The sequence below is a fragment of the Sphingopyxis sp. H050 genome, assembly GCF_001468265.1.
Taxonomy (GTDB): Bacteria; Pseudomonadota; Alphaproteobacteria; order Sphingomonadales; family Sphingomonadaceae; genus Sphingopyxis.
Genome location: NZ_LNRZ01000010.1, coordinates 31,961 through 57,517 on the forward strand (window position 1 = coordinate 31,961; position 25,557 = coordinate 57,517).

At 65.5% G+C, this 25,557-nt stretch carries 26 protein-coding genes; 8 read left to right on the forward strand and 18 right to left on the reverse strand.

Going from position 1 to position 25,557, the window contains the following annotated elements; translation table 11 throughout:
• The first annotated feature begins 22 nt into the window (after window positions 1-22).
• A complete protein-coding gene (gene msrB, locus ATE67_RS17690) occupies window positions 23-511 on the forward strand; it encodes a peptide-methionine (R)-S-oxide reductase MsrB (RefSeq protein ID WP_058817985.1) in 489 nt (162 codons plus the stop codon).
• A gap of 5 nt (window positions 512-516) precedes the next feature.
• On the opposite strand, the gene ATE67_RS17695 is transcribed toward msrB, so the two are convergent.
• The 12 genes from ATE67_RS17695 to ATE67_RS17755 form a co-directional block, all read right to left on the reverse strand.
• Window positions 517-2,316 carry a hypothetical protein gene (locus tag ATE67_RS17695; protein WP_058817986.1) on the reverse strand — a complete coding sequence of 600 codons (1,800 nt, stop codon included), beginning with the start codon at window positions 2,314-2,316 and terminating at the stop codon, window positions 517-519.
• A gap of 11 nt (window positions 2,317-2,327) precedes the next feature.
• Entirely contained in the window at window positions 2,328-2,750 is a 423-nt protein-coding gene (locus tag ATE67_RS17700) for a GtrA family protein (protein WP_058817987.1), read from the reverse strand.
• 4 nt (window positions 2,751-2,754) lie between these two features.
• Window positions 2,755-4,290, reverse strand: coding sequence for an NAD(P)/FAD-dependent oxidoreductase (locus ATE67_RS17705; protein WP_058817988.1), 1,536 nt, complete (start codon window positions 4,288-4,290; stop codon window positions 2,755-2,757).
• A 113-nt stretch (window positions 4,291-4,403) separates the two neighbouring features.
• A complete protein-coding gene (locus ATE67_RS17710) occupies window positions 4,404-7,184 on the reverse strand; it encodes an MSCRAMM family protein (protein WP_058817989.1) in 2,781 nt (926 codons plus the stop codon).
• Window positions 7,185-7,216: 32 nt separating this feature from the next.
• Window positions 7,217-8,050 (reverse strand): fimbrial biogenesis chaperone, encoded by an 834-nt coding sequence (locus ATE67_RS17715; RefSeq protein ID WP_058817990.1) that lies wholly within the window; start codon window positions 8,048-8,050, stop codon window positions 7,217-7,219.
• Between the two features lie 240 nt (window positions 8,051-8,290).
• Window positions 8,291-8,779, reverse strand: a complete 489-nt coding sequence (locus ATE67_RS17720) for a DUF4402 domain-containing protein (RefSeq protein ID WP_058818106.1) — start codon at window positions 8,777-8,779, stop codon at window positions 8,291-8,293.
• Window positions 8,780-9,066: 287 nt separating this feature from the next.
• A complete protein-coding gene (locus ATE67_RS17725) occupies window positions 9,067-10,017 on the reverse strand; it encodes a ParB/RepB/Spo0J family partition protein (RefSeq protein ID WP_058817991.1) in 951 nt (316 codons plus the stop codon).
• Window positions 10,018-10,800: a ParA family protein gene (locus ATE67_RS17730; RefSeq protein ID WP_058817992.1), complete on the reverse strand. Its 783-nt coding sequence runs from the start codon at window positions 10,798-10,800 to the stop codon at window positions 10,018-10,020.
• Complete coding sequence (gene rsmG / locus ATE67_RS17735) at window positions 10,797-11,456, reverse strand: 16S rRNA (guanine(527)-N(7))-methyltransferase RsmG (RefSeq protein ID WP_082660477.1); 660 nt, start codon at window positions 11,454-11,456, stop codon at window positions 10,797-10,799. The genes ATE67_RS17730 and rsmG overlap by 4 nt, the downstream gene beginning before the upstream one ends.
• A gap of 785 nt (window positions 11,457-12,241) precedes the next feature.
• Window positions 12,242-14,113: a tRNA uridine-5-carboxymethylaminomethyl(34) synthesis enzyme MnmG gene (gene mnmG / locus ATE67_RS17745; RefSeq protein ID WP_058817995.1), complete on the reverse strand. Its 1,872-nt coding sequence runs from the start codon at window positions 14,111-14,113 to the stop codon at window positions 12,242-12,244.
• A 311-nt stretch (window positions 14,114-14,424) separates the two neighbouring features.
• A complete protein-coding gene (mnmE, locus tag ATE67_RS17750; RefSeq protein WP_269433467.1) occupies window positions 14,425-15,729 on the reverse strand; it encodes a tRNA uridine-5-carboxymethylaminomethyl(34) synthesis GTPase MnmE in 1,305 nt (434 codons plus the stop codon).
• A 23-nt stretch (window positions 15,730-15,752) separates the two neighbouring features.
• Window positions 15,753-16,040, reverse strand: coding sequence for a DUF6489 family protein (locus ATE67_RS17755; RefSeq protein WP_058817997.1), 288 nt, complete (start codon window positions 16,038-16,040; stop codon window positions 15,753-15,755).
• Between the two features lie 96 nt (window positions 16,041-16,136).
• Between ATE67_RS17755 and ATE67_RS17760 the strand changes: the two genes are divergently transcribed.
• Together ATE67_RS17760 and ATE67_RS17765 are read left to right on the forward strand one after the other, a co-directional pair.
• On the forward strand, window positions 16,137-16,835 hold the full coding sequence (locus ATE67_RS17760) for a dienelactone hydrolase family protein (RefSeq protein WP_058817998.1): 699 nt from the start codon (window positions 16,137-16,139) through the stop codon (window positions 16,833-16,835).
• Entirely contained in the window at window positions 16,832-17,227 is a 396-nt protein-coding gene (locus ATE67_RS17765) for a nuclear transport factor 2 family protein (RefSeq protein WP_058817999.1), read from the forward strand. The genes ATE67_RS17760 and ATE67_RS17765 overlap by 4 nt, the downstream gene beginning before the upstream one ends.
• An 8-nt stretch (window positions 17,228-17,235) precedes the next feature.
• Here the strand turns inward: ATE67_RS17765 and ATE67_RS17770 are convergent, their stop codons facing one another.
• The 6 genes from ATE67_RS17770 to hemE all read right to left on the reverse strand — a co-directional run bounded on the left by ATE67_RS17770 (window position 17,236) and on the right by hemE (window position 21,675).
• Window positions 17,236-17,637, reverse strand: coding sequence for a DUF1489 family protein (locus ATE67_RS17770; protein WP_058818000.1), 402 nt, complete (start codon window positions 17,635-17,637; stop codon window positions 17,236-17,238).
• Window positions 17,638-17,697: 60 nt separating this feature from the next.
• Complete coding sequence (locus ATE67_RS17775; protein ID WP_058818107.1) at window positions 17,698-18,420, reverse strand: TerC family protein; 723 nt, start codon at window positions 18,418-18,420, stop codon at window positions 17,698-17,700.
• Complete coding sequence (locus ATE67_RS17780) at window positions 18,420-18,713, reverse strand: antibiotic biosynthesis monooxygenase family protein (RefSeq protein WP_058818001.1); 294 nt, start codon at window positions 18,711-18,713, stop codon at window positions 18,420-18,422. Before ATE67_RS17780 ends, ATE67_RS17775 begins: the two co-directional genes overlap by 1 nt.
• 9 nt (window positions 18,714-18,722) lie before the next feature.
• Window positions 18,723-19,979 carry a transcription termination factor Rho gene (rho, locus tag ATE67_RS17785; protein ID WP_058818002.1) on the reverse strand — a complete coding sequence of 419 codons (1,257 nt, stop codon included), beginning with the start codon at window positions 19,977-19,979 and terminating at the stop codon, window positions 18,723-18,725.
• A gap of 193 nt (window positions 19,980-20,172) precedes the next feature.
• Window positions 20,173-20,622: a CopD family protein gene (locus tag ATE67_RS17790; protein ID WP_058818003.1), complete on the reverse strand. Its 450-nt coding sequence runs from the start codon at window positions 20,620-20,622 to the stop codon at window positions 20,173-20,175.
• Window positions 20,623-20,631: 9 nt separating this feature from the next.
• Complete coding sequence (gene hemE, locus ATE67_RS17795; protein WP_058818004.1) at window positions 20,632-21,675, reverse strand: uroporphyrinogen decarboxylase; 1,044 nt, start codon at window positions 21,673-21,675, stop codon at window positions 20,632-20,634.
• A gap of 319 nt (window positions 21,676-21,994) precedes the next feature.
• Between hemE and ATE67_RS17800 the strand changes: the two genes are divergently transcribed.
• The 5 genes from ATE67_RS17800 to dnaQ are packed head-to-tail and all read left to right on the forward strand — an operon-like array spanning window position 21,995 to window position 25,550.
• A complete protein-coding gene (locus tag ATE67_RS17800; RefSeq protein ID WP_058818005.1) occupies window positions 21,995-22,807 on the forward strand; it encodes a pyruvate, water dikinase regulatory protein in 813 nt (270 codons plus the stop codon).
• Window positions 22,804-23,403 (forward strand): Maf family protein, encoded by a 600-nt coding sequence (locus tag ATE67_RS17805; protein ID WP_082660479.1) that lies wholly within the window; start codon window positions 22,804-22,806, stop codon window positions 23,401-23,403. The genes ATE67_RS17800 and ATE67_RS17805 overlap by 4 nt, the downstream gene beginning before the upstream one ends.
• Window positions 23,400-24,212 carry a shikimate dehydrogenase gene (gene aroE, locus ATE67_RS17810; protein ID WP_058818006.1) on the forward strand — a complete coding sequence of 271 codons (813 nt, stop codon included), beginning with the start codon at window positions 23,400-23,402 and terminating at the stop codon, window positions 24,210-24,212. The genes ATE67_RS17805 and aroE overlap by 4 nt, the downstream gene beginning before the upstream one ends.
• On the forward strand, window positions 24,209-24,832 hold the full coding sequence (coaE, locus tag ATE67_RS17815; RefSeq protein WP_058818007.1) for a dephospho-CoA kinase: 624 nt from the start codon (window positions 24,209-24,211) through the stop codon (window positions 24,830-24,832). Before aroE ends, coaE begins: the two co-directional genes overlap by 4 nt.
• A gap of 19 nt (window positions 24,833-24,851) precedes the next feature.
• Window positions 24,852-25,550, forward strand: a complete 699-nt coding sequence (gene dnaQ, locus ATE67_RS17820; RefSeq protein ID WP_058818008.1) for a DNA polymerase III subunit epsilon — start codon at window positions 24,852-24,854, stop codon at window positions 25,548-25,550.
• Window positions 25,551-25,557 lie beyond the last annotated feature (7 nt).

Consider the following 25,557-nt stretch of genomic DNA (forward strand, 5'->3'; position numbering starts at 1 on the left):
AGTTGGGCTGAGGAGTCCCGATATGATCGAACGCCGTTACCTGTTGTCCGGCCTTGCCCTCGGCGGGGCGCTGATCGCCGCCCCGATGCTGTTCGCCAAGCCGAAGGGCCGTCCGAAGGCGCAGCCCGGCTGGCAGCTGACCGACGCCCAGTGGCAAAAGCGCCTGACCCCGATGCAATATCGCGTGCTGCGCGAGGCCGCGACCGAACGCCCCTTCACCAGCCCGCTGAACAAGGAACATCGCGCCGGCACCTTTCGCTGCGCCGGCTGCGCGCTGCCGCTTTTTTCGAGCAGCACCAAGTTCGACAGCGGCACCGGCTGGCCGAGCTTCTGGGCGCCGCTCAAGGGCGCAATCGCGACCGCAACCGACTATGACATCGGCGTCGCGCGCACCGAAGTGCATTGCCGCCGCTGCGGCGGCCACCTCGGCCACGTCTTCGACGACGGCCCCAAGCCCACCGGCAAGCGCTATTGCATGAACGGCGCGGCGCTGACGTTCCGGCCGGCCTGACGCCGTCAGCGGCGGATTCGATAGGCGCGAAATTCCCCGCTCGACAGCGTCGGATCATAAACCAGCCAATCGACCGTTTCCCCGCGCGAAAGTCGCGCTGCCAGACCCCCAGGTTTCGCATCGGCATAGCTCTGCATTTCAGGCAATTGCGTACAGACGGCCAGAAGGCGCGCGCCGCTTGCCTGTACGATCGGTCGCGCCGCCGCCGGTTCCGACAGGAAGGCCGTGATCACCCTGTTCATCGCCGCATGATTGCGGTGGTGGCCCGTTGCGATGACGCGGTGCCGGGTCCTGACCAGAAGCTCCGGCCCGATATCGATCGATGCGAAGATCAGCGCTGGCGGCGCGCTCCGAAGCGGCAACAGCATGGCGGTCGAGGGACATGTTTCCTGTTTGGCAGCGCGTTCGGCAGCCGAAGTATCGAGACGTCCGGGCAGAATCCGTTTTGCCGCGCTTGCCGCGACGAAGGCATCGACCGCCGGAATCGCTGTCAGCACCAGCATCGCTCCGCCGATCCGGCGGAGCGCGGTTGCGCGCGCCCGGCTCCAGCCCCACAGTCCCGCCGCCAATGCGCCAAAAGCCGGTATCAGATAGGCATGGGTTGTGGCGCCGGTTCGGAACACCAGCATCGAAAGCAGGCTACTCGTCAGCACGACGAGCAGCACACGCGACCAGTTTTCGGCGCCGATGGTGTGCTGCGCGCGCGCCCAAGCCCAAAGGGTGGCGCCCAGACCGACCAGCGTCGGCATGAGCCACAGCAATGCAATGTCGGGTCTTTGCACCCATAACGGGCGGCCTTCCATGACCTGGTCATACCAATAGATGCGCACCAACGGCTCGAGGTCGCCGAACGGCCCGTCCAGGCACACGCGGCCGAGCATCAGGAAGGTGGCGCCCCCGGCCAAGCCCGCCAGTCCCAGCAAGAGGGCGCGCTGTCGCCAGCTTGCTCCCATCGCGGAAAATTGCGTTCCGGCAAACAGAATCGACGCAGCCACGGCCGTACCCGCGACATAGGGTAGCGAAAAGGAATCGCAGTAAATGGTCGCCAAAGACTGCCATCCGCGGAAGAGGAGCAACCAGGCAGCCGGAATCACTACCAAGCCCGCGGCGAAGCCCGCTAGCCGGGGAGCGCCGCGCGGATCGCGCAACCATTCCAGCGCAAACAGCGCGCCGAAGATCACGAGATAGGGAAGACCCTCGAGAGAAATCTCGACATGCGCGGTGATCACCAACGCCGCGGCCACGCCGCGCCGGAAAGTCGGCGCGTCGAGCGCCAGCCACAGCATCGCCACCGACAGCAACAGCTGCCAATTATGGTGGTCGATGCGCAGCGGCGCAAAATAATGGAGGAATGTAATTGCCGTCGTGGCAACGAGCAGCCCCGCAATCGCTTGTCGCCTGTCGCCGAGAATCGACAGGATGCGCCCGAGCAGCAGAAACAAGGGCAGTATCAACAGCAGCGGGTAAATTCCGACGGCCCAGCGCTCTGCCGCGTCGGGCGCAAGGACCAGTCCGAACAGCCAGATCAGGGCGGCAATCTGAACATCGACGAATCGCGACCAGTGCATCAGTCCGCCGCCTTCGGCCGGATTGATCCGATATTGGGTGACATCGAACCAGCTCTGCCCGGCAAGCAGGTCGCGGACCTGGACCAACCGCAGAGAATCGTCGGCGTCGCGCAATCCGAGCGTGGCAATCGCATCGCGATAGACCACGAGCCCGATCGCGGCGGCGACGAGCCAGCATAGAACAGCGATACGGTCGATGCTCAGCCGTTCGGGTGATAGCCACGCGCGCGGGTTCATCGGCGGTCCCTTCAGGCAGCTGCAAAAACGAGCGTTTTGCGCAGCGCATAGGTGGCGACGAACGACACCACGATTGCCGAGAGTTTCGCCAGATTGGCGTCCAGTCCGGACATATCGCCTATCCAGACGATCGCCACGGTCAGCCCCAGCCCGACGAAAGCGGAACCGAGAAACAGGCCCTTCTGCCGCACCCGGTCGCGCCCCGCCGTGCGCGCGCCCTCGACGAACACCAGCCGCGAGCTAATCAACCAATGGATGACGATACCTGCGGCATAGCTTGCCGCCGCCGCCGCCACCGGCAGCCAGCCCACCCTCATCAACAGGTTGAACAGGCCGATATCACCGGCGAGCGCCAGCGCGCTCGCGCCGACATAGCGCAGGAACGTGATCTGGATCAGTCTCTGCGCGATCGAGCGAGACAGCAAAGTCGTCACGTCGTCACGCGGCCTTGGCAACGCGCGCCGGCACGTCGCGCACCGATGCCAGCGCGGCCTGTTCGCCCTCCGTGCCCGCCTCATGATATTCGGCGTCCTCGTTTACACCCCAGATATCGTATAGATTTTCGCCAGCCACGATGTTGCGTACCGTCAGCATCGCCGTCATCATTGCATGATCCTGATTGTTATAGCGGTGCATGCCGTTACGACCGATCATGTGCAGCGTCGGATAGCGCGCTTCCAGCTCGCCGCGCATCGTCTCGACATGCGCGGCATAGTCGTCGTCATAGACCGGATAGGCCTTTTCCTGCCGCACCACTGCGCCGCCGACAACGTCGGCAGGGTCGCAGAGGCCGAGGATCGCCATCTCGCGCGTCGCGAGTTCGACGAGATCCTCGTCGCTGGAGGCCCAGAGGCCGTCACCTTCGAAACAGAAATATTCGAGGCCGACGCAGGCAAGCTCGGGATCGGGCACCATTTCGGGCGACCAGCTGCGGAAATTCTGGACGCGGCCGACCTGCACCTTGCTGTCGTGGATATAGATCCAGTTGTCGGGGAACAGATCGTCCGACCGGATCTTCAGCGCGACGGTCAGGAAGTCGCGATATTTGAGATTCGGCGCTGCGGTCAGCGCACAGGCCGGGAGCGGATGGATACGCGCGGCAAGCTCGCGCATCGGCGCCGAGCTGATCACATGCGCGGCATCGATCACGATATCGCCGTCGGGTCCGGTCGCGGTCATCCGCCAGCGCCCGGTCTTTTGATCCTGCGTCAGCTGCTTGAAGCTGTGCGCCATGAGGACGTGGTTGCCGCCCGTACGAACCTTGTCGCGCGCAGCCTCCCACATCATGCCAGGGCCGAGCCGCGGATAGCGGAAGGTTTCGAGCAGGGTCTTGGTTGCCATACCGTCGTTGGGCGTCTTGTTCAGCCCCAGGCTGCGCTTCAGCCCGTCAAGCACCGCGGCGCCGAGCGACAGCCCCTTGATGCGCTGCGCCGCCCAATCGGCCGACATTTCGTCGCACGGCATGCCCCACACCTTCTCGGTGTAGGTCTTGAAGAAGATCGAATAGAGCTTTCGCCCGAACTGATTGATCGTCCAATCCTCAAAGCTCCGCACCTCGCGGTTGGGAAACAGCTTCGCTTGCGCATAGCTCACCATGCACAGCGTTGAACGAAAGATTCCGAGGTTCCACAGCGCTTCGAATGCGCGCAGCGGATAGCTGTAGAATTTGCCCTCGTAATAAATGCGGCTCATCCGCGGCCGCTCGATGAAATCGTCAGGCAGAATCTCGTTCCACAGATCGACGACTTCGCGGCTCTTCGAAAAGAAGCGATGGCCACCGATATCGAAGCGAAAGCCTTCATGCTCGACGGTGCGACTGATACCGCCGACATAAGCGGGATCCTTTTCGATCACCGTCACCCTATACCCCTGCTTGGTCAGCAGATAGGCGGCGGTTAGTCCGGCCGGGCCGGCGCCGATGATCGCGACATCGGCGCTCGTCGGGCTGTTTTTCGACACGTGGGTGTCGGTCATCGATAGTTCCCCCACAGGCAAGAGTGCTCTCTGCCGCTTTGCGGCGAATATGGGTAAAAATTGGTTAACACAGCTGCAGGACAGCAATGATTATGGCTCTTTCGGGTGCTCGCCTAAGGCACACCCGGCGGACCCCGCGTCCTATTGCCGCCTTCCTCGACCCCCTCGGCCAACGCTACATCGCGCGTCAACAGCGGCAGCTTCACCACGCCAAGCTTGACCCGCGGGGTCGCCTTGCCCGGCGCCGCGCTCAGCACCACTGCCGGATCGAGGCGCAGCGCTGCCGCCGAGGCTTTCGCGACACGCACCGTGTAGCGCCCATAAGCCACGCTTTCGAAAAGGAAATAGCCGTCAAACTCGGTCAGCGTCGTCGCGCGGACGCGGCCTTCGGCGTCGACCAGCTCGAGGCCCAGTCCCTCGATCGGGTTGCCGCCATCGCGGATCGCGACGCCTTCGATCTCGCCCGCCTGCGTCATCGGCAGGGCGACGCGCACCGCGACGCCGGGACGCGGGGTGACGACGACGCCGGGCAACGCGGGCTGGACATAGGGATCGGGAAGGCTGCCGGCATCGATGCCGATCATGACCGGGCGGAAGGGTTCGAGCCCGTCGATCATCGCGCGGCCGTCGGTGCCGGTCGACGTCTCGACGAAAGCATTGCCCGCGGTCAGCGGCACCGCGGCGATCGCCGCCTCGCCCGGCTGGCGAACCCCGTCGCCATTCTCGTCCATGAAGACGTCGGCCATCACCTGGCCGCGGCTCGCCAGCTTTTCGCTCGACACGCGCCAGCCGCCGCTGGATGGCCGTGGGCCGAAGCTGAAGGCAAGCGACAGCGAAGCCGCGACCGATCCATCGGTCGCCACCTCACCGAAACCGCTCAACTGTAACTTGTTGAAACGGCGCGTATATCCCAGGCCGGCGCGGCCGCGGTCGAGCCCCTTGTCATAGCCGAGCTCGGCGCGCCATTCGGCATCGCCCGCCCCGGCCCATTCGCCGATCACCGCCATGCGCGTGTCGGCGCTCTCGCCCGACAGCGCAAAACGCGCCTCGCCGCGCAGGCGGACGCGTCCGATCCGGGCGTTGGCGAGCAGGGTGGCGGTCAGATTGTCCGGCGGGTCGGGCCCGACCGGCGCCTTGGTGCGCGTCCAGTCGAGCTGGCCGGTGAAAGTCAGCGCGCGAAAGCTCGCCGACGCGCGGCCCGTTGCCTGCAGGTTCGAGACCCCCGACGCGCGGTCGATCTTCGCGAGGTCGAAATGCAGCGGCAAGATGGCCCGGCCGAGCTTCACCGGCTGGTCGACCGACACCGCATAGAGGCCGGTGACCCCGCCGACGAAGCGATCGGACACGAAGCCGCCCCAGCCGCGCATCGCGTCGGCGCGGACATTGGTGTCGCCGAACGCCGCGAGCCAGCTCGCGCGCAGGGCGGCGGCGCCCCCACCCCCTTTTTTTGGGGCGTCGGCATAAGCCCCCGCGACCTCCAGCAAGGTCGGCCCGATCGCCCGCCGCACCGCGACCTCGCCATAGTTGCGGCGGATATTCTCGATCATCAGGCTGTGGAAATAAGCGGCGGCCGACGTCCGCGTATCGAGGCCGCGCTCGATCCCCATCGTCCCGCGCCAGCCGCGCCGGAACGCCCCGCCGCGGCGGCCGAATTCGATCAGATCGGTATTTTCCTGCGCGAAGCCCGCCCAATACCAGGTCTGCTGCGGCGGGATCGAGTCGATCCCGACCTGCAACTGCTTGATTTCGCGCCGCACCTGCCCCTGCGGCCCGTACATCACGATTTCGAAGCGGTTCGATCCATATTGCAGCGGCACGTCGAGAAATTCGTAGCGGCCGTCGGGATTGGGCGCGGTAAAGGCGAGCAGCTGCCCGTTGCGATAGAGTTCGGCGTCCCATCCGGCGGGCAAGTCGCCGCGAAAGCTCGTCTTGTCGAAGCTGTCGGGGCGCTCGACCGGGCGGTTGGTGATCACGGCGCCGCGCCCCGGCACCGATCCGGCGACCAGCCCGGTCGACAGCAGGCTGACATCGCCTGCCGCATAATGCGTCGCGCGCAGCGGCCCGAGCAGCTGGCCCGACGGATCGGTGCGATACAGGCGCAGCCGCAAACTGTCGGGCACGCCGTCATCGTCCGACGAGAGCCGCGCGTCGAAGCTTTGCGCGAGCAGTTCGCCCGCCGCGAAAATCTCGTAACGACCCTGCACATAAGCGGATCCGCCGCGCTTGTCCGACACGAACCCCGCCGAGGCGACGACATCGACCGACGGCGTCGCCCACATCTGATAGGGCCGCGTCGCCTGCGGCAGGCTCGCGAGGTCGAACGAGGCCTGCGGCCGGATCCCGGCCGCGCGCGCACGCCGTTCGGCGGCAAGCTGGAAGGGCAGCTTTTCCTTGGCATCGATGCGCAGCACCGCGTTCGACAGGTCGGCGGCGATCGGCACGCCCAGCCACTTATTCAGGCTGTCGAGGTCGACGCACCAGCCCGCCGGCGCGTCGCGGATCATCGTCGCGCCGAGCGTGTAGCTCGCGCTGCCGACGCGCACCTCGCCCGCCTCGCGGTCGATCAGCAGCGTTCGCCGCTCGTCGAACACCCAGCCGGTTGCGCGGCGCAACTTCTTGTCGACGCGCACCGCCAGGTCCATCGCGAGCACCATGTCGCCCAGGTCGACGCAAAGTCCCTGCGGCGTCTGATAGCCGCGCACCCCGTCGCCAAGCCGATATTGCCCCGATCGCAGGTCGAACAGCCAGCGGTCGTCCTCGTTCGGCGTCCAGCCGTCCGCAGCCGCCGAAACCGGCGCCTTGTCAACGGCCTGTGCGCCGGACGGGACCAGCCCGGCCAGCGCCAGCCCGGCGGCCAGCGCCGGGAAATATCGCGAAAGCGCCGCGCGGAGCATCGGCCCGCTCGCGGTTCCGGCCTGGCCCTACCCTATTTCACGACCCTGTCGGCCTGGTCGATCGTCGCGCCGCCGACTTCGCGGTCCTCGGTATAGCGGATCTGCACCGGCCCCTTCAGCTGCGCCGCCAGCTCGGGCGGCACGCGCAGCGACACCTTGCGCGCGCCGATCTCGGGATAGACGGCGATGCCGCGTGCAAGCAGCAAGGGCTCGGGACGCCCCGGCCGCGTGACTTCGATGTCGCCATAGACCGAGCGATTGCCCGTGCGCGTCAGGTCGAACTCGAACGCCGGCCCGTCCTTCGTCTCGCCGACCCAGGCGTTGCCGATCGTCGCGCTCGCGCCAAGGTCGCCGACGCGGACGATGATCGGAATGGTGATGCCATAGATCGGGGTCAGCGCGATCGACACGCCCGTCGGCGCGGGCTTCGACGGATCGGCCGCAGCCGGCGCCGGCGCGGCGTCGGGCACCGCGCGAAACAGCATATGCGCGCGATACTCACCGGGTGCGAGCCCCTCGGGAAGGCGCACGCCGACGCGGATCACCTGCGGCTGGTTCGGCGGCAAGGTGACGCGGCGCGGGCTGAACGCGATCATGTCGAGCGCCGCGCGCTCGGCGGGCGTCATCTTCGCCTCGTCGATCTCTTCGAGCCCGCCCTCGGGCGTCATCCGCTTGATCTCGAGGCTGATGCGATAGGTCGCCGGTTCGGCGCCGACATTGTTCAGCACCACCTCGGTCCCGCGCGATCCGTCGAGAATGACGCGCGTCGGCGCGACGAGCAGGTCGCCTGCCGCCTGGGCCGGAAAGGCCGCTACGCAAAGCGCAGCCGCGGAAAGCAGGCCAAAGGCCTTCATAAAGCGCAACATCGATACGATCCCCACAATCGTTCGGGCACGGTCCCCACCGGTCCCTGGGTTGGTCGACCCTGCTTGCGCGAACATGGTTGATATTTTGCTAACCATGCGAAAGATTTGGCTCTTTACCTTCCCGCACCGCAATTCACCCCCAAGCCACGAACAAAAAGAGCCGCCGAGGCTGGCACCCGGCGACCCTTTTGTAGCCGGCGAACCGTCCGGTCCGCCGTCCCCCCACCTGAAAGTCAGGAATTATTGATAGTCGGCGGTCACCGTAAAGGTGCCGGTGTAATTGCCGGCGGCCTGGTTGGCGCCGACATTGAGCGTGCCGCCGACCGAGAAGCTGTTGGTCGTGCCGAGCGTGACGGTCGTGTTCGAATAGGTCAGACCGACGGTCATGTTGTTCGCACCCGAGGTCAGCGTGGCCGTCGACGGGCCGCTGATGCCGACAAGGGCGCCGCTGGTGCCGACGAGGTTGAAGCCCGCCGCGCCCGGCGTGCCGATGCAGGTCAGGCCCGAACCACAGGTTCGCGCGCCCGCCGTGCTGACGACGACGGTCGAGGCGGTCGTGCCGCTGACGACGGTCGCGAAATCGAGGTCGCTGGTGTTGGTCAGCGTGAGCTGCTGGAGGATGCGAGCCTTGGCGGTCGCGGTCGCCGTCGCTGCATGTGCCGCCGAGGCGTTCATGGCGAGGGCAGCAATTGCGGCGCCGACGAGGGCGCGCTTCAGTCCGTTGCGCATATGATTTGGTCCCTTGAAACAGTCGAAACTTGAATGGAAATCCCACCCCATTCGCCGACCTCTTTAGCGGGACATCGGTTCAGGCTTTGCGCAACAAGCATGGTTAACAGCGCATAGAGATTCGGCCCGCGTTGCAGGATGCAAGCGAGCGAAAACAGGGCCTTAGGCCGCAGTTTGGCCAGCCGTGGGGACCGCCTTCGGGCTATTAACGACCCGCGCCGGGACAGATTAAGCCGGTTCGGAAATAAAGATTCGCGGCAGGCCGCGGCCCGCCCAAGCGAATCGGATCAGATCGATTCGCCGCTCAGTCGCTGGCAGATCATGTCGAGCTGGTCGAGCGAGGCGAATTTCAGCGTCAGCGCGCCTTTGCCGCCGCCGCCATATTGGATGGCGACGCCGATGCCGAGCAGTTCGGACAGGTGCCGCTCGACCGCCATGATATCGGGATCGCGCGTGCCGCCGCCCGCCGGTTCGGCCGCGGCCTTGCGCCCACCGCCCTTTTCGGCGCGGATCAGCGCCTCGACCGCGCGGACCGAGAGGCCTTCCTTCACCACCTTGCGCGCGATCGCCTCCGCCCCGTCGGCGCCGATCAGCGCGCGCGCATGGCCCATCGACAGCGATCCGTCGCCGACCAGCGCCTGCACCGTCGGCGGCAAGTCGAGCAGCCGCATCAGGTTCGCGACATGGCTGCGCGACTTGCCGACCAGCTTCGCCAGCGCTTCCTGGCTATGCCCGAAATCGTCGATCAGCCGGCGGTACGCGCCCGCCTCTTCGATCGCGTTCAGATCCTGCCGCTGGATATTCTCGACGAGCGCAATCTCATAGGTCGCGGCATCGTCGAGATCGCGGACGAGCGCGGGGATCTGGTGCAGCCCCGCGCGCTGCGCCGCGCGCCAGCGCCGCTCGCCCGCCACCAGCTGATAGCCCTGCCCGTCGGGCGCATGGCGGATGATGATCGGCTGGAGCAGCCCGCGCGTCCCGATCGAATCGGCAAGCTCGATGATCGCCGCTTCGTCGAAATGGCGCCGCGGCTGGTTCGGCAGCGGGCGGATCGACCCGACCGACACATGCTGGACCGCATCGCCCACCGCGGGCGCCGTCTTGGCGGCCGCGCCCGGGGTCGCGAGCACCGGCGCCTCGACCGCGGCGTCGCCGAACAGCGCGTTTAGCCCGCGCCCCAGCCCCGAAGGGCGTTTCTTGGGGCCGGCGCTACCGATTTCTTTTTCATTATCAGACATTTATGCGGCCTTGCGGATGTTCGGGAGCCGGTCGATCAGCTCGCGCGCGAGCGCGATATACGCCGCCGATCCCGCGCAGCGATGGTCGTAGATCAGCGCCGGCAGCCCGTGGCTCGGCGCCTCGGACAGACGCACGTTGCGCGGGATCACCGTCTGGAACACCACCGGGCCCAGCACTTCGCGCACATCGTCGGACACCTGATCGGTCAACCGGTTGCGGCGGTCGAACATCGTCAGCGCGACCCCCAGGATCGACAATTTCTGGTTGAAGCGCCCGCGCACGCGCTCGACCGTCGTCAGCAGCTGGCTCAGCCCTTCGAGCGCGAAAAACTCGCATTGCAGCGGGACGATCAGCGATTCGGCCGCGATCAGCGCGTTGAGCGTCAGCATGCCGAGCGACGGCGGGCAGTCGATCAGGCAGATGTCCCACTGCCCCGCCTCGGCGCCGGTCAGCGCCTGTTCGAGCCGGTGAAGCCGGTCGGCGAACTCGATCAGCTCGATCTCGGCGCCCGACAGGTCGACCGTCGCGGGAACGATGTCGAGCCGCGGCACCGCGGTCGGCACGGCGCATTCGGCGACCGTCGCCTCGGCGCGGAGCAGGTCATAGCTCGACAATTCGCGCTGCGACTGTTTGATGCCCAGCCCGGTCGAGGCGTTGCCCTGTGGATCGAGGTCGATGATCAGCGTGCGCCAACCCGTCGCCGCGAGCGCGGTCGCCAGATTGATCGCGGTCGTCGTCTTGCCGACCCCGCCCTTCTGGTTCGCCACGGCGATCCGGATCATCGTTTTCCTCGCTGTTTTGCGCCGATCTGCCCTGTTCCGACCAAGATCTGGCTTTCGGCGTCGGTGCGGCTCTGTTCCACGTGAAACATTCTCTGCCACGCCTCCGGCAGCAACGCCAGTTCCTTAACGGCGTTTCGCCCTTTTGGCAGCAACCAGCGCGTCGATTCGGTGGAAAAACGCGTGGATAAGGCGATCAGCTTGTCGAGCGGCGCAAAGGCGCGCGCGCTGATCGTCGCCGCCTCGCGCGTCGCCACGCGCTCGAGCGGCGCTTCGGCGACTTCGACATGCTTCAGGTCGAGGTCCACCGCCACCCTGCGCAGAAACTCGCAGCGCAATTTGCGCGATTCGACGAGCAGCATCGGACGCGGCGACAGAATCGCGACCACCAGCCCCGGCAACCCCGGCCCGCTCCCCAGATCGATCCAGAGCCCGTCGCGCCCGGCATCGAGCGCCAGCAGCTGCGCGCTATCGGCGATATGGCGGACCCATAGCGTCGGGATGGTCGAGGCGGCGATCAGATTCTGCTGGTCATTTTCGACGATCAACATCGCCGCAAACCGCTCGAGCCGCGCCCATTGCTCCGCGCTCGGCGCAAACGCCCGCTCCAGCCAGTCGCGCGCTGCGCCTTCATCGTTCAATAATCCGGCGTCCGCCACGTCGCTCTTTCATCTACCCCGCAAAGCGGGCGCCATTCCTCTTCGCGCCTTTGCGCCTTTGCGTGAGATTTTGAAAGGCTCGCGCGAAGGGCATTACACGATTGCGAGCCGCAACCGTCCGTGCGATGTTTTCGATCGATGGGCTTTTCGGCAATAATCGTCCCGATATTCTTTTTGTGGTCTGCATCAGTTGCCGACCCGGTGGAGTATGATCCGTTGAGGGATCTCGTTGTCTCAGCCCCGAAATCGCATCGCGAAACATCGTGCGGTGCGGCGCAGAGGCCGTCGAAGTCCGCTACGACGACGACTACGACGAGCTGGAAGGTTTCATAAAGTCCCCCGTCCTCGTCGTTCGCGGAGCGACTGAGGAACAGCTCCCATGCATCAACAATGCTGCTGGCTCTTACAAGGTCGAATTGCCGCCCGAACTTCAGAAGGGCTTCGACGCAATCAGTCTGGCGCGATATATGACCGCGCTTCGCGAACGAGCCGAAAAGGACCGTCAGCCGACCTCTCTTTCATCGCCACCCTGAACTTGTTTCAGGGTCCATGGCCCGCCGCTTCCTTCGGCGCGGCGCCGGACGCAAGGTCCGGCCATTGATGCGGCACAGGGAGGATTTCTCATCTTCGTCACCCCGGACTTGATCCGGGGTCCCGCTTGAAATCAAGGCTGGTCAATGCGTCAAGAAAGCGGGACCCGGATCAAGTCCGGGATGACGAGTTTGGAATAGCCAATCACCGCTCCCCACCCCAAAGCAGTCAGAGCAACCTCGTGAACCGCGCCCTCAAGCCGCCCGCCGCCGGCTATGCACCAGGATCGCGGTCAGCGCCGCCGGAGTAACCCCGTCGATCCGCCCCGCCTGCCCCAGCGTCTCGGGCCGCGCCTTGCTCAGCCGCTCCACCATCTCGCGCGACAGCCCGCCGATCGCACCATAATCGAGCGCGGGGTCGAGCGTAATCGCCTCGTTCGCCGCGAGCGAGCGCAGTTCGGCCTCCTGCCGCGCGATATAGGGCGCATAATGCGCGTCCTCGGCGAGCTCCGACAGGATCGCCTCGTCGATGCCGCCAAGCTCCGGTGCAAGCCGCGTCAGCGTCGCCATCGTCACGCCTGGAAAACGCAGCAACTCGACGCGCGAACGCGGAACGCCGTCGCCCGGAATCGCCATGGCGATCGCGGCATAATCGGCGCTCGCGACCGGCGCACCGAGCAGCGTTTCGGCCCGGGCGCGCTCGGCCTGCCGCGCCGCAAACAGCGCCGCCGTGGCGGGTCGCACCAGTCCCAGCGCAATCCCCTTCGGCGTCAGGCGCGTCGCCGCATTGTCGGCACGCAGCCGCAACCGATATTCGGCGCGCGCGGTGAGCATCCGGTACGGCTCGGTCACGCCTTGCAGCACCAGGTCGTCGACCATCACGCCGATATAGGACAGGCTGCGGTCAAGGATCAGCGCTTCCCGCCCCTGCACCGCCAGCGCCGCGTTGGCGCCGGCGACCAGCCCCTGCGCCGCCGCCTCCTCATAGCCGGTCGTGCCGTTGATCTGCCCCGCACAATATAGCCCGCCGATCGCGCGCACCTGCAAACTGCGGTCGAGCGCGCGCGGGTCGATATGGTCATATTCGACCGCATAGCCCGGCACGACCATCTCGACCTTTTCAAGACCCTCCATCGTCCGCAGCATCGCGAGCTGGACATCGGCGGGCAGCGAGGTCGAAATCCCGTTCGGATAGACGAGATGCGTGTCGAGCCCCTCCGGCTCGAGGAACACCTGATGCCCGTCGCGGTCGGCAAAGCGATGGATCTTGTCCTCGATCGACGGGCAATAGCGCGGCCCCGCCGCGCCGATCGCCCCGGTGAACAGCGGCGACCGATCGAGATTCGCCGCGATAATCGCATGACTTTCCGCGTTCGTCCGCGTGATCGCGCAGAAAATCTGCGGCACGCTCCGCGACATGTTCCACGTGGAACAGGTCCATTCGGCGCCTTCGGCGCTGTCCGACGGCTGCTCTTCCAGCCGCGCCCAGTCGATCGTCCGCCCGTCGAGCCGCGGCGGCGTCCCGGTCTTGAGCCGCGCCATCGGCAGGTCGGCGGCGCGCAGCTGTTCGGCAAGCCGATGCGCGCCCGCCTCGCCGATCCGGCCGCCGTCCATCCGCTCCTCGCCGCGGAAAAGCTTGCCGCCGAGGAAGGTGCCCGTCGCAAGGACGACCGCGCCCGCGGACAGCTCGGTGCCATCGCCCAGATCAAGACCCTCGACGCGCGAACCATCCGCCGACAGTTTCAGCGCCGCGGCCTCGCCCGCGATCACGGCGATTCGCTCTTCGGCCGCGAGCAGCACCTGGATCGCCTCACGATACAGCTTGCGGTCGGCCTGGATGCGCGGCCCCTGCACCGCCGCCCCCTTCGAGGCGTTGAGCATCCGGTAATGGATCGCGGCGCTGTCGGCAGCGCGCGCCATCCAGCCGTCGAGCGCATCGACTTCGCGCATCAGATGGCCCTTGCCGAGCCCGCCGATCGCCGGATTGCACGACATCGTCCCGATCAGCGCCGGATCGAAACTGACGAGCGCCACCCGCGCCCCAAGCCGCGCCGCGGCCGCAGCCGCCTCGGTCCCGGCATGCCCACCGCCGACGACGATGACATCGAAATTCGCTTCATTCTGCATGATTGCGGCAGCGCATAGCCCAAACCGCCACGCGAATCCATGCGCGCGTAGCGCCCGAAAAATTCTCACGCAAAGGCGCAAAGGCGCAAAGAGCACAAGCCTTCTTCTTCGCGCCTTTGCGCCTTTGCGTGAGATAATCTGGGCTTTCCGAACCTTGGCGTCGACCGCGACAGGCGTTGCAAAGCCTTATCTCACACAAAGACACAAAGATGGCGCATCGGCCCGCAGGCAAACGCGCCATCTTTGTGCCTTTGTGTGAGGAAGTTGGGCTTACGCCCAAGCTGGCGAAAATCGCTGTTCCACGTGGAACATCACTTCCCGATGCAAAAACGCCCGAACAGCGCGTCGAGCATATCCTCCACCCCCGCCCTCCCGGTAATCCGGTCGAGCGCCGTCGCGGCGAGCCGCAACCGTTCGGCAATCAAGATCAGATCGTCAGCTTCGCGCATCCCCGCTTCAACGCCAAGCCATTGTTTTGCCTCGGAAAGTGCCGCGCGCTGCCGCTGGCGCAGCGCCGCTTCACCCTCGCGCGGCAGCAGCGTTCGCGCCATTTCGACGATCATCGCGTGGAGCCGGTCCATCCCCTCGCCCGTCGCCGCCGACAGCATCAGGTCGCACCGCGCCGCCGCGGCCTCCGCCGCCGCATCGCCGCGCCAGCGATCGGCCTGCGCCGCGATCAATATCGCGCGCGGATGATCGGGCGCTTCTTTCGGCGGGCCCAGCCATAACAGGATATCCGCCGCCTCGACCGCCGCCCTCGCGCGGTCGATGCCGATCGCCTCGATCGCATCGGCACCTTCGGCGCGGATCCCCGCCGTGTCCGAAAAGCGCATCGCGATCCCGTCGAGCGCCAGCGGCGTCTCGATCACGTCGCGCGTCGTCCCCTCGACGGGCGACACGATAGCCAGCTCGCGCTGCGCCAAGGCATTGATCAGCGTCGATTTTCCGGCATTGGGCGGCCCCGCGATCACCACCGACAGCCCCTCGGCAATCACCTCCGCCGCCGGCCGCGCCAGCCATTCGCCCAGCTCCGCCCCCAAATCGGCCATCCCCTGGATCAAACGCTGCGCGGCACCTTCGTAAACTTCGACATCATCCTCATCGGCAAAATTGAGTTCGGCCTCCGCCCCCGCCATCAGCCCCAGCAACCGCTCCTGCCACCCCGCCACCGCACGCGACACATGCCCGCTCGCCATCCCGAGCGCCTGCACCCGCTGGCTCTCGGTCTCCGCCGCCAGCAGATCGGCAAGCCCCTCGGCCTCGGCCAGGTCGATCCGGCCGTTGAGGAACGCCCGCCGCGTAAACTCCCCCGCCTCGGCGCGCCGCAATCCCCGCATCGCACCCAGCGCCGCTTCGACCGCCGCAACCACGGCCCGGCCGCCATGCAAATGCAGCTCGGCCAGATCCTCGCCCGTCGCCGTCGCCGGCCCCGGAAACCACAGCATCAGCGCGCGATCGAGCGGAGCGCCATCACGATCTTTCAGATTGGCCAGCGACGCATGCCGCGGTTCCGGCAATCGCCCGGCAAGCGCGGCCAACGCCTCACCTGCCCGCGGCCCGCTGATCCGCACGACCCCGATCGCCGCCGGCGGCATCCCGCTCGACAGCGCAAAAATCGTATCACTTCCAGTCGCCTGGTTCAGCTTTTACGCCCCTTGGAGCCTTTGTCGTCGTCGTTCGATTTCGACGATCCGCCCATCAGGCCACCGCCGAACTGGCCGAGCAGGGACTGGACGAGCTCAAGCCCGCTGCCGCCCATCGGCACCCAGGTCTTGACCATCTGCTGCACCATGTCGGGGGTGATCCCCTTCGCCATCAGTTCCTTGACGCGGCTCAGATAAATGTCGTGCAGCGGCTCTAGGTCGGGGAGCCCGAACAGGCGCCGCGCTTCCTCCGGCGTGCAATCGATCTCGATATTGAATTTCATCGCCGTGCCTTTCGCCCCTTTCGGCGCTTGAGCCGCGCCATCACGGCCGCTAGCTTCGCGCTTTCCCTACGAATAAGCAAGTCAGGAGAGCCTCCCATGTCCGCGACGAACATCTCCATCCCCGCGCTCGACGGGACAAGCGATATTCCCGCCTATGTCGCGCGTCCCGACGCCGATTCGTCGCGCGCGATCATCGTGATCCCGGAGATTTTCGGGGTGAACGCCGGGATCCGCGAGAAGTGCGACGAGTGGGCCGCGCAAGGCTATCTCGCGATCGCGCCCGACCTCTTCTGGCGCTTCGCCCCCGGCGTCGAACTCGATCCCGATGTCGAGGCCGAATTGCAGGAGGCGTTCGGCTATTTCGGCCAATATGACGCCGACCTCGGGGTTCAGGACATCGAAGCCGCGATCCGCTGGCTCCATGCACAAGGCGCGAGCAAAGTCGGCTGCGTCGGATTCTGCCTCGGCGGCCGCCTCGCCTACATGACTGCCGCGCGCACCGACATCAATGCGTCGGTCGGCTATTATGGCGTCATGATCGACCAGATGCTGAACGAAAGCCACGCGATCGCGCACCCGCTGATGCTCCACGTGCCGACTGCCGACCATCTCGTCAGTCCCGAAGCGCAGGCGAAGATGCACGAGGGGCTCGATCCGAACCCGAAGGTCACGCTCCACGATTACGAAGGCCTCGATCATGGTTTCGCCGCGACAAGCGGCAATCGCCGCGACGAGGCCGGCGCGCAGCTCGCCGACGGCCGCACCCGGGCCTTCTTCGCCGAGCATCTCGCATGACCGCGCGGCAGGGCCTCGCCCTCTGGCATGCCTATATGCAGGCCGGCGACGCGCAGGCGCTCCGCGACATTCTCGCGGAGGATGCGGTGTTCCACTCGCCCGTCGTCCACACGCCGCAGGCAGGACACGACAAGGTCTTCGCCTATCTCCACGCCGCGAGCCATGTCCTTGGCGGCGACGATTTCCGCTATCTGCGCGAGATCGTCGACGGCGATCAGGCGATGCTCGAATTCCAGACCGAGCTCGACGGCATCCAGATCAACGGCGTCGACATCATCCGATGGAACGATGACGGAAAGATAAGCGATTTTAAGGTGATGGTCAGGCCGCTCAAGGCGATCAACAAGGTCTGGGAAAAGATGGCCGCGATGCTGGCGGCGCAAGCCGGCTAGCATCGCGGTTATATCAGGCTGAGTTCAGCCAGCTCGCGGTAAAGCTCGGGTGGCAAGTCGCTTATCCCGTCATCGCCGTCCATGCTCTTGGGCGCATCGGCCTCGGCCAGATAGCGCCAGCCCTGATGCGCGCGCTTCGGTTGCGGATGCACACGCTCGAGCTCGGCCACACAGACGATGTCGATGCGTCCGTCCTCGCGATCATCGAAACGCAGTATTTCGACGCGCCCGACCAGCATATGCTTCACGATGAAGTGCAGCTTGCCGCCGATCAGTTCGTCGGCGCGCTTCGGCTTGAACCGCGTCGTAAAATACACCTCGCCGCGTTCGGCCCGCGATGCGATCCGCGCGGCAAGCGTCGGATAGTCGGGGCAGCCGACGGCGACACGGGTCATGTGGAGCTGGGCCATGCCCGCCAGATGGGATGCCGATAAGGAAAAAGCCAGCCCCTTGCAGAGCTGGCTCTTCGTTCAGCCGAACAGCGTCCCGATACCGACGCCTGGATCAATCCAGCCTTCATAGATCATCTTGACCGCGACATAGAGGATGACGGCAAGGCCGACATAAGCGATCCAGCGATAGCGTTCGATATATTTGGCGATGACGTTGGCGGCGAGGCCCATCAGCGCGACCGCGACGATCAGGCCGACGATCATGATGCCGGGATGATCGCGCGCCGCGCCGGCGACCGCGAGCACATTGTCGAGGCTCATGCTGACGTCGGCAACCGCGACGGCCCAGGCGGCCGCTGCGAAGCTCTTCGCAGGTTTCAGGCCCGAATGCTCGTCGCCCTGGACTTCCGGCGAACCCGCCGAATGGGCACCCTCGCGCAGTTCGCGCCACATCTTCCAGGCCACCCAGATCAGCAACAGGCCACCGACGAAGATCAGGCCGACGATGCCCATCAGCTGCTGGACGACGAGCGCAAAAGCAACGCGTAGCACCAAGGCGGCAAGCACGCCGATGAGGATGACCTTGCGTCGCTGGTCGGCCGGAAGCCCGGCGGCCAGGGCGCCAACGACGATGGCATTGTCGCCCGCAAGCACGATGTCGATCATCAGCACCTGCAGGAACGCCGACATCGCGGCCGGCGACCCGATATTGCTGAAGTCATCAACGATATGCTGCCAGATCTCGGCCGGCGACCCGAAACTCGGTGCGGCAGCGGCGGCTTGCGTCAAAATATCCAATATCACAGCGGATCCCCGAAATAGCTGACCTGTGGCATAGGGTCATAAAAGCGATGCAGCAACGCCCGCCATCGTGGGTAGCGGTCTGATTGCCGGAAGCCGTCGCGATGATCCGCGACAGACTCCCACTCTGCCAAAAGCAGGTAAAGCTGTCCGGTTCCTGTCGGACGGCGAATTTTGATCGAAAGAAAGCCGGGCGATACTTCGATCAGTGGTCGCGCCGCGGCGAAGGCCGCCTCGAACGCCGCTTCGCTCCCCGCACGCACGGGAAGGAGCGCATGTTCGAGGACGGCCATGGCGCCGGTTTACTGGTTCATCGAGTCGAAGAAATCCTCATTGGTCTTCGAATCCTTGATCTTGTCGAGCAGAAATTCCATCGCGTCGACGGTCCCCATCTGCATGAGGATGCGGCGCAGTACCCACATCTTGCTGAGCTTGTCCTTCTCGACGAGCAATTCTTCCTTGCGGGTGCCCGACTTGCCGACGTCGAGCGACGGGAAGATGCGCTTGTCCGAAACCTTGCGGTCGAGCACGATTTCCGAGTTGCCCGTGCCCTTGAATTCTTCGAAGATAACCTCGTCCATGCGGCTGCCGGTATCGATCAGCGCGGTCGCGATGATGGACAGCGAACCACCTTCCTCGATGTTGCGCGCGGCGCCGAAGAAGCGCTTCGGGCGCTGGAGCGCATTGGCGTCTACACCGCCGGTCAGCACCTTGCCCGACGACGGCACGACGGTGTTGTAGGCGCGGCCGAGGCGGGTGATCGAGTCGAGCAGGATGACCACATCCTTCTTGTGCTCGACGAGGCGCTTGGCCTTTTCAATCACCATTTCGGCAACCTGGACGTGGCGCGTCGCGGGTTCGTCGAAGGTCGAGGAGACGACTTCGCCGTTCACGCTGCGCTGCATGTCGGTGACTTCCTCAGGCCGTTCGTCGACGAGAAGGACTATGAGATAAACCTCGGGGTGGTTGTCGGTGATCGCCTTGGCGATATTCTGGAGCAGTACCGTCTTACCCGTGCGCGGCGGGGCGACGATCAGTGCGCGCTGGCCTTTACCCTGTGGGCTGACGAGGTCGATCACGCGCGCTGACTTGTCCTTGACGGTCGGATCGACGGTGTCGAGCGACAGCTTCTGATTCGGATAGAGCGGCGTGAGGTTATCGAAATTGACGCGGTGGCGCACCGCTTCGGGATCATCGAAATTGACCTTGATCAGCTTGGTCAGCGCAAAATAGCGCTCACCGTCGCGCGGCGCGCGGATCTCGCCCTCAACCGTGTCGCCGGTACGCAGGCCATATTTGCGGACCTGGTTGGGCGAGACGTAGATATCGTCGGGGCCGGCCAGATAATTGGCCTCGGACGAGCGCAGGAAACCGAACGAATCCGGGAGGACCTCGATCGTGCCCGATCCGATGATTTCCTCGCCCTCTTCGGCGAGTTCCTTCAGGATCGAGAACATCAGGTCCTGCTTGCGCAGCGTCGATGCACCCTCGACGCCCAATTCTTCCGCCATTTCGACGAGCTGGGCAGGCGCTTTGGTTTTGAGTTCTTTGAGATGCATGGGATAGATTCCGGGTATGAAATTCGGGAGATATCTGACTAAAATTCGTCGCACCGGCTGGTGCCTATCCGGCCGTGGGACGACCGTTATCGATAGCTCGGCGCATCGAAGCGCCGCCCGCGGAGGACGGGGTCGAACGGCCCCTATAACCGGCTCTTGCCTAAGTCAATCGCGCCCGCGCCAATCCGAGGGCTCATAAGGGGCGAACGATCACCAGGACGACGACGAGCGCCGCGGCGATGCCGGGGACTTCGTTGAGCAGCCGCAGCTGTTTCTCGGTCAGCGGGCGCTGGCCCTTGGCGAGCTTCTTGGCATAGCCGATCATCCAGCCATGATAGCCCGAAAGCGCGATCACGATCAGGAATTTGGCGAGAAACCAGCCCTCGTGCCAAAGATCCCCGTTGAAGGCGAGCATCAGCCCGAAGATCCAGACGAACAGGATCGACGGATTCAGGATAATCTTGCGCAGGCGATCCTCGCGCTCGATCCACTTCCTGTCCTCGTCCGATCCCACGGGGCACTGGTGGTGATAGACGAAGAACCGCGGCATCATGAACAGGCCGGCCATGAAGAAGATCACGAAGATGACGTGCGCGGCTTTGACCCAGAGCATCGTCACCCCCAAGAATCCTGCCAGTTCCATAGGTCCCGCCTAGCCACGAATGCGCCGGATCAGATGCTCGACATGGGCGATCGGTGTGTCGGGGACGATGCCATGGCCGAGATTGAAGATATGGGGACGCGACGGGAAGGCCGCAAGGATACGGTCGATCGCCGTATCGAGCGCCTCACCGCCCGCCACGAGCGCCAGCGGGTCGAGATTGCCCTGCACCGGCAGATGCGCCGGAAGCGCCTGGTCAGCCCAGACCGGATCGACCGTCTCGTCGAGCCCGATGGCATCGGCGCCGACCTCGTTCGCATAGGCGGGCAGCTTGCCGCCGGCGCCTTTCGGAAAGCCGATGACCGGCGTATCGGGATGGAGCGCCTTCAGCCGGCGAATAATCTCGGCATTGGGGGCGATCACCCAGCGTTCGAATTGCGCGGGGCTGAGACTTCCCGCCCAACTGTCGAAAAGCTGGACGGCTTCGACGCCGTTTTCGATCTGGCCCGAAAGATAGGTGACGCTGAGATCGAGGATCGCGTCGATGATCGCCTGGAACGCCACTGGATCGCCGAATGCCACGCGACGCGCCTGCGCCTGGTCTTTCGACCCCTGCCCGGCCACCATATAGGTAGCGACAGTCCAGGGGCTGCCGGCAAAGCCGAGGAAGGTCGTCTCGGCGGGCAACGACGCCGCAACGCGCGCGACGGTGCCATAGACGGGGTCGAGCCGCTGCGGCATCGCCTCGAGCGACGCCAGCGCGCTGTCGACCAGCGGCGGGGCCAGCCGCGGCCCTTCGCCCGCCTCAAACCACAGATGCTGGCCCAATGCGTGCGGAACGACGAGAATGTCGGAAAACAGGATCGCGCCGTCGAAGCCAAAGCGCCGGATCGGTTGCAAGGTCACCTCGGCAGCGGCCTCACTGTCATAGCACAGCTCCAGGAACCCGCCTTTGGTTTCACGCAGCGCGCGATATTCGGGCAGATAGCGTCCCGCCTGGCGCATCAGCCATAGCGCAGGCTTTTCCTGCCGCACCCCGCGCAGCGTTGCCAGCAAGCTCTTCGACGACGCCTTCACGCGGCCCCTCTTTCTCATCTCAATAATAATATAAATAAATTTGTGGTGGTTTGTTGGTCGGCGGACAGCGCGGCTTTAGGCTGCAGCACCTCTTTTGCCAACATATTGACTCCGCGCGTCACGGGTAACGTCACGGAGTCGCACAGGGTTGTGCCCCTAATTCACAGCCTGTGGATAAGATTCATCCCTTGTGGACAAGCCGTGGAGCGGAATCGACAGCGCCGGGGATGAATCCACCGTGCCGATCTTGTCCCTGCGCTTATACCGGAATTTATCCACAGCCCGATTTGCTCGTCTGGGATTGCCTTTTTCTGCCGGTCGACGCCATGGTGGCCGCATGAGCCGTCTCCACCTGCACCTCATATCCGATTCCACGGGCGAGACGCTCGAGAATATCGCCAAGGCGGCGATCGCGCAGTTCGACGATGTCGAGGTCGTGCGCCATTTCTGGCCGATGGTGCGATCGGAATCGCACCTCGACCGCATCATCGCCGAGGTCCAGGCAAGCCCTGGCATGATTCTCTTCACGCTGGTGAACGGCGAGCTGCGTGCCAGTCTCGAACGCCGCGCCGCCGCGCTCAACCTGCCGATCGTGCCCGCGCTCGACGCGGTGACCGACGCGCTTTCGCGGATGCTCGGACAGGAGGCCAAGGCGCGTCCTGGTCGGCAGCACCAGCTCGACGCCGCCTATTTCGCGCGGGTCGAGGCGATCCAATTCACCGTCGCGCACGACGACGGGATTGGCTGGGAGAATTGGGAAGAGGCCGACATCGTGCTTGCGGGCGTCTCGCGCACGTCGAAGACTCCGACGAGCATCTATCTCGCCAACCGCGGCTTTAAGACTGCGAACATCCCGATCGTCCCCGAATCGCCGCCGCCGAACGCGCTCTACAACCTCAGGAAGCCGCTGGTGGTCGGCCTCACTACCGGCCTCGACCGGCTCGTCCAGGTCCGCCGCAACCGGCTTCTCTCTTTGAACCAGGCGCCCGAAACCGCCTATGTCGACGACGAGCGCGTGAAAGCCGAGCTCGCCTACGCCCGCCGGATGTTCGCCGACAACAGCTGGCCGGTGATCGACGTGACGCGCCGCTCGATCGAGGAGACCGCCGCCGCGGTGATCAAGCTTGTCGAAGATCGCGCCTCGGCATGACCCAGCTTCTTCTGGCATCGCAAAGCAGCGGGCGCGCCGCCATGCTCCGCGCCGCCGGGCTCAGCTTCGAGACCACGGCCGCGCATGTTGACGAGGACGGGCTGACGGCGTCGCTGCTTGCGGCTGGACAAACGCCGCGTAACATCGCCGACGCGCTTGCCGAAGCGAAGGCGGTCAAAATCTCGTCGCGGCTGCCCGGCGTGACTGTGATCGGCGCCGATTCGACGCTCGCGCTCGACGATGGATCGATGCTCTCGAAACCCCAGACGCCCGAAGAGGCGGCCGATCATCTCCGCCGCATGGCAGGCGCCCGCCACCGGCTGTTCAGCGCCGCGGTCGCCGCTCGCGACGGCGCGCCAGTCTGGCGTGCGATCGGCGAGGCGAAGCTCTGGATGCGGCCCTTGTCCGATGGCTTCATCGCCGACTATGTCGCCGGGAACTGGGACAGCATCCGCTGGACCGTCGGCTGTTACGAGATCGAGGGGGCGGGCGTGCAATTATTCGACCGGGTCGAGGGCGACCCCTGGACGATTATCGGCATGCCGATGCTGCCTTTGCTTGCGTGGCTGCGCGCCGCCGGACTGGCGCCGCAATGAGCAAGCCCTATACGGAGGTGATCGGCGACCCGATCGCCCATTCGAAATCGCCGCTGATCCACGGCTTCTGGCTCGAAGCACTCGGTATCGAGGGCGCGTATCGCCGCGCGCATGTGAAGCCCGAAAATCTCGAAAGCTTCATTGCCGACCGTAGGGCCGATCCCGACTGGCGCGGCTGCAACGTCACCATCCCGCACAAGCTAGCGGTGATGGATCTGGTCGATGATCCCGGCGACATCCGCGGCACGATCGGCGCGATGAACACGATCGTTCGCCAAAAGGACGGATCGCTGATCGGCACCAACACCGATGCGGCGGGATTCTACGCGCCGCTCGCCGAACTCGATCTCGAAGGCGCGGCCGTCGCGGTCGTTGGCGCCGGCGGCGCCGCGCGCGCCGTGCTCTTTGCCCTCGCCCGCGCTGGCGTCGGCCATGTCACGATTCTCAACCGCAGCCCCTTGAAAGCGATGGGCCTGCTCGCGACCTTCGGGCTCAAGGGCGACGTTGTCGCGCTCGACACCGCGCTGCCGCCAGTGTCACTGCTCGTGAACTCGAGCAGCCTCGGCATGGCGGGCCAGCCCCCGCTCGATTTCGACCTGTCGCCGCTGCCCGAAGACGCGATCGTCTACGATCTCGTCTACGCGCCGCTGCAGACCGCCCTGCTCAAGGCGGCCGAGGCGCGCGGGCTCGATACCGTCGACGGACTCGACATGCTGATCGGCCAGGCCGCGCTCGCCTTCGAGCTTTTCTTCGGCCGGTCGCCGCCCGAAGGCCGCGACGACGACTTGCGCGCGCTGCTCACCGCATGAGCTTTCGCAAGCATCTCGGCGCAGACCTAAAACGGCCCTTCATCCTCGGCCTCACCGGTTCGATCGGGATGGGCAAGTCAACCGCGGCCAAGATGTTCGAGCGCGAGGGGGTTCCCGTGTTCGACGCCGATGCCGAGGTGCACCGGCTACAAGGCCCCGGCGGCGCGCTGGTTGCGGCGATCGAGGCGCGCTTTCCCGGCACGACCGGCTCGAAGGGCGTCGATCGTCAGAAGCTCGGTGCGCGCGTCCTCGGCAACAGCCACGAACTCGCCGCGCTCGAAGCGATCGTCCACCCCGCTGTCGCCAAGGCGCAGCGCAAATTCCTGATGCGCCACCGCGCGCGCGACGTCGTCGTCCTCGACATCCCGCTGCTGTTCGAAAAGGGCGGTTGGCGGCGCGTCGGCGCAATTGCGGTCGTCTCGGCGCCGGTATGGATGCAGACGAAGCGCGTGTTGCGCCGTCCCGGCATGACGCGGGCGAAGCTGAGGGCGATCCGCCGCCTGCAAGTGCCCGATCGGGTGAAGCGTGCGCGCGCCGATTTCGTCATCGAAACGGGTCGCCCCAAAAGCGCGACGCACCGCCAAATTCGCGCCATCGCCTCTTGTTTCCGCGCGCGTTAGGGTCCAGATTGAGGCTTCGATGCGTGAGATTATTTTCGATACCGAAACCACGGGATTCGATCCCAAGGCTGGAGACAGGCTGGTCGAAATCGGGTGCGTGGAGCTGGTCGATCGCCGCGAAACCGGGGTCACTTTCCACGCGTATTTCAATCCCGAGCGCGACATGCCCGCCGCCGCCGAAGCCGTGCACGGCCTTTCGATCCAGTTTCTCTCGGACAAGCCGCTGTTCGCGACTCGCGTCGACGAGCTGATCGAATTTCTGGGCGATGCGCCGCTGGTCGCGCATAATGCTGCGTTCGACTTCGGTTTCGTCAATGCCGAACTGGCGCGTGCCGGCCGTCCGGCGCTCGACATGGCGCGCATGTGCTGCACCGTCCAGATGGCGCGGAGGCTCCATCCCGGCGCCAAGCACAGCCTCGACGCGCTCTGCACGCGCTACGGCATCGACCGCAGCCACCGCGTCAAGCACGGCGCGCTGCTCGATGCCGAACTGCTCGCGCATCTCTATATCGAAATGACCGGTGGCCGGCAGATCGGTCTCGGGCTTGCGGCGGATGCCGCGGGCGCCGTTGCCTCTGCCGTCGCCGATCCGGTTCGCACCGCGCCTCCCCGCGCGTTTCGCGAACCTCGCCCGCATGGCCCAACGCCTGCCGAACTGGCGCGTCATGCAGAATTCGTCGCCACGCTCACCGGGCCGCTGTGGCACGATAGTCCGTAACGACGGT

Bases quoted from the DNA above. Each gene is read 5' to 3' on its own strand.
- dnaQ (WP_058818008.1), top strand. From the start codon at position 24,852: ATGCGTGAGATTATTTTCGATACCGAAACCACGGGATTCGATCCCAAG.
- hemE (WP_058818004.1), bottom strand. From the start codon at position 21,675: ATGAGAAAGAGGGGCCGCGTGAAGGCGTCGTCGAAGAGCTTGCTGGCA.
- ATE67_RS17770 (WP_058818000.1), bottom strand. From the start codon at position 17,637: ATGGCCCAGCTCCACATGACCCGTGTCGCCGTCGGCTGCCCCGACTAT.
- ATE67_RS17705 (WP_058817988.1), bottom strand. From the start codon at position 4,290: ATGACCGACACCCACGTGTCGAAAAACAGCCCGACGAGCGCCGATGTC.
- ATE67_RS17800 (WP_058818005.1), top strand. From the start codon at position 21,995: ATGAGCCGTCTCCACCTGCACCTCATATCCGATTCCACGGGCGAGACG.
- aroE (WP_058818006.1), top strand. From the start codon at position 23,400: ATGAGCAAGCCCTATACGGAGGTGATCGGCGACCCGATCGCCCATTCG.
- ATE67_RS17780 (WP_058818001.1), bottom strand. From the start codon at position 18,713: ATGGCCGTCCTCGAACATGCGCTCCTTCCCGTGCGTGCGGGGAGCGAA.
- ATE67_RS17720 (WP_058818106.1), bottom strand. From the start codon at position 8,779: ATGCGCAACGGACTGAAGCGCGCCCTCGTCGGCGCCGCAATTGCTGCC.
- msrB (WP_058817985.1), top strand. From the start codon at position 23: ATGATCGAACGCCGTTACCTGTTGTCCGGCCTTGCCCTCGGCGGGGCG.
- mnmG (WP_058817995.1), bottom strand. From the start codon at position 14,113: ATGCAGAATGAAGCGAATTTCGATGTCATCGTCGTCGGCGGTGGGCAT.
- ATE67_RS17710 (WP_058817989.1), bottom strand. From the start codon at position 7,184: ATGCTCCGCGCGGCGCTTTCGCGATATTTCCCGGCGCTGGCCGCCGGG.
- ATE67_RS17790 (WP_058818003.1), bottom strand. From the start codon at position 20,622: ATGGAACTGGCAGGATTCTTGGGGGTGACGATGCTCTGGGTCAAAGCC.
- rho (WP_058818002.1), bottom strand. From the start codon at position 19,979: ATGCATCTCAAAGAACTCAAAACCAAAGCGCCTGCCCAGCTCGTCGAA.
- ATE67_RS17760 (WP_058817998.1), top strand. From the start codon at position 16,137: ATGTCCGCGACGAACATCTCCATCCCCGCGCTCGACGGGACAAGCGAT.
- ATE67_RS17695 (WP_058817986.1), bottom strand. From the start codon at position 2,316: ATGAACCCGCGCGCGTGGCTATCACCCGAACGGCTGAGCATCGACCGT.
- ATE67_RS17755 (WP_058817997.1), bottom strand. From the start codon at position 16,040: ATGAAATTCAATATCGAGATCGATTGCACGCCGGAGGAAGCGCGGCGC.
- coaE (WP_058818007.1), top strand. From the start codon at position 24,209: ATGAGCTTTCGCAAGCATCTCGGCGCAGACCTAAAACGGCCCTTCATC.
- ATE67_RS17725 (WP_058817991.1), bottom strand. From the start codon at position 10,017: ATGTCTGATAATGAAAAAGAAATCGGTAGCGCCGGCCCCAAGAAACGC.
- ATE67_RS17730 (WP_058817992.1), bottom strand. From the start codon at position 10,800: ATGATCCGGATCGCCGTGGCGAACCAGAAGGGCGGGGTCGGCAAGACG.
- ATE67_RS17765 (WP_058817999.1), top strand. From the start codon at position 16,832: ATGACCGCGCGGCAGGGCCTCGCCCTCTGGCATGCCTATATGCAGGCC.
- ATE67_RS17715 (WP_058817990.1), bottom strand. From the start codon at position 8,050: ATGTTGCGCTTTATGAAGGCCTTTGGCCTGCTTTCCGCGGCTGCGCTT.
- ATE67_RS17805 (WP_082660479.1), top strand. From the start codon at position 22,804: ATGACCCAGCTTCTTCTGGCATCGCAAAGCAGCGGGCGCGCCGCCATG.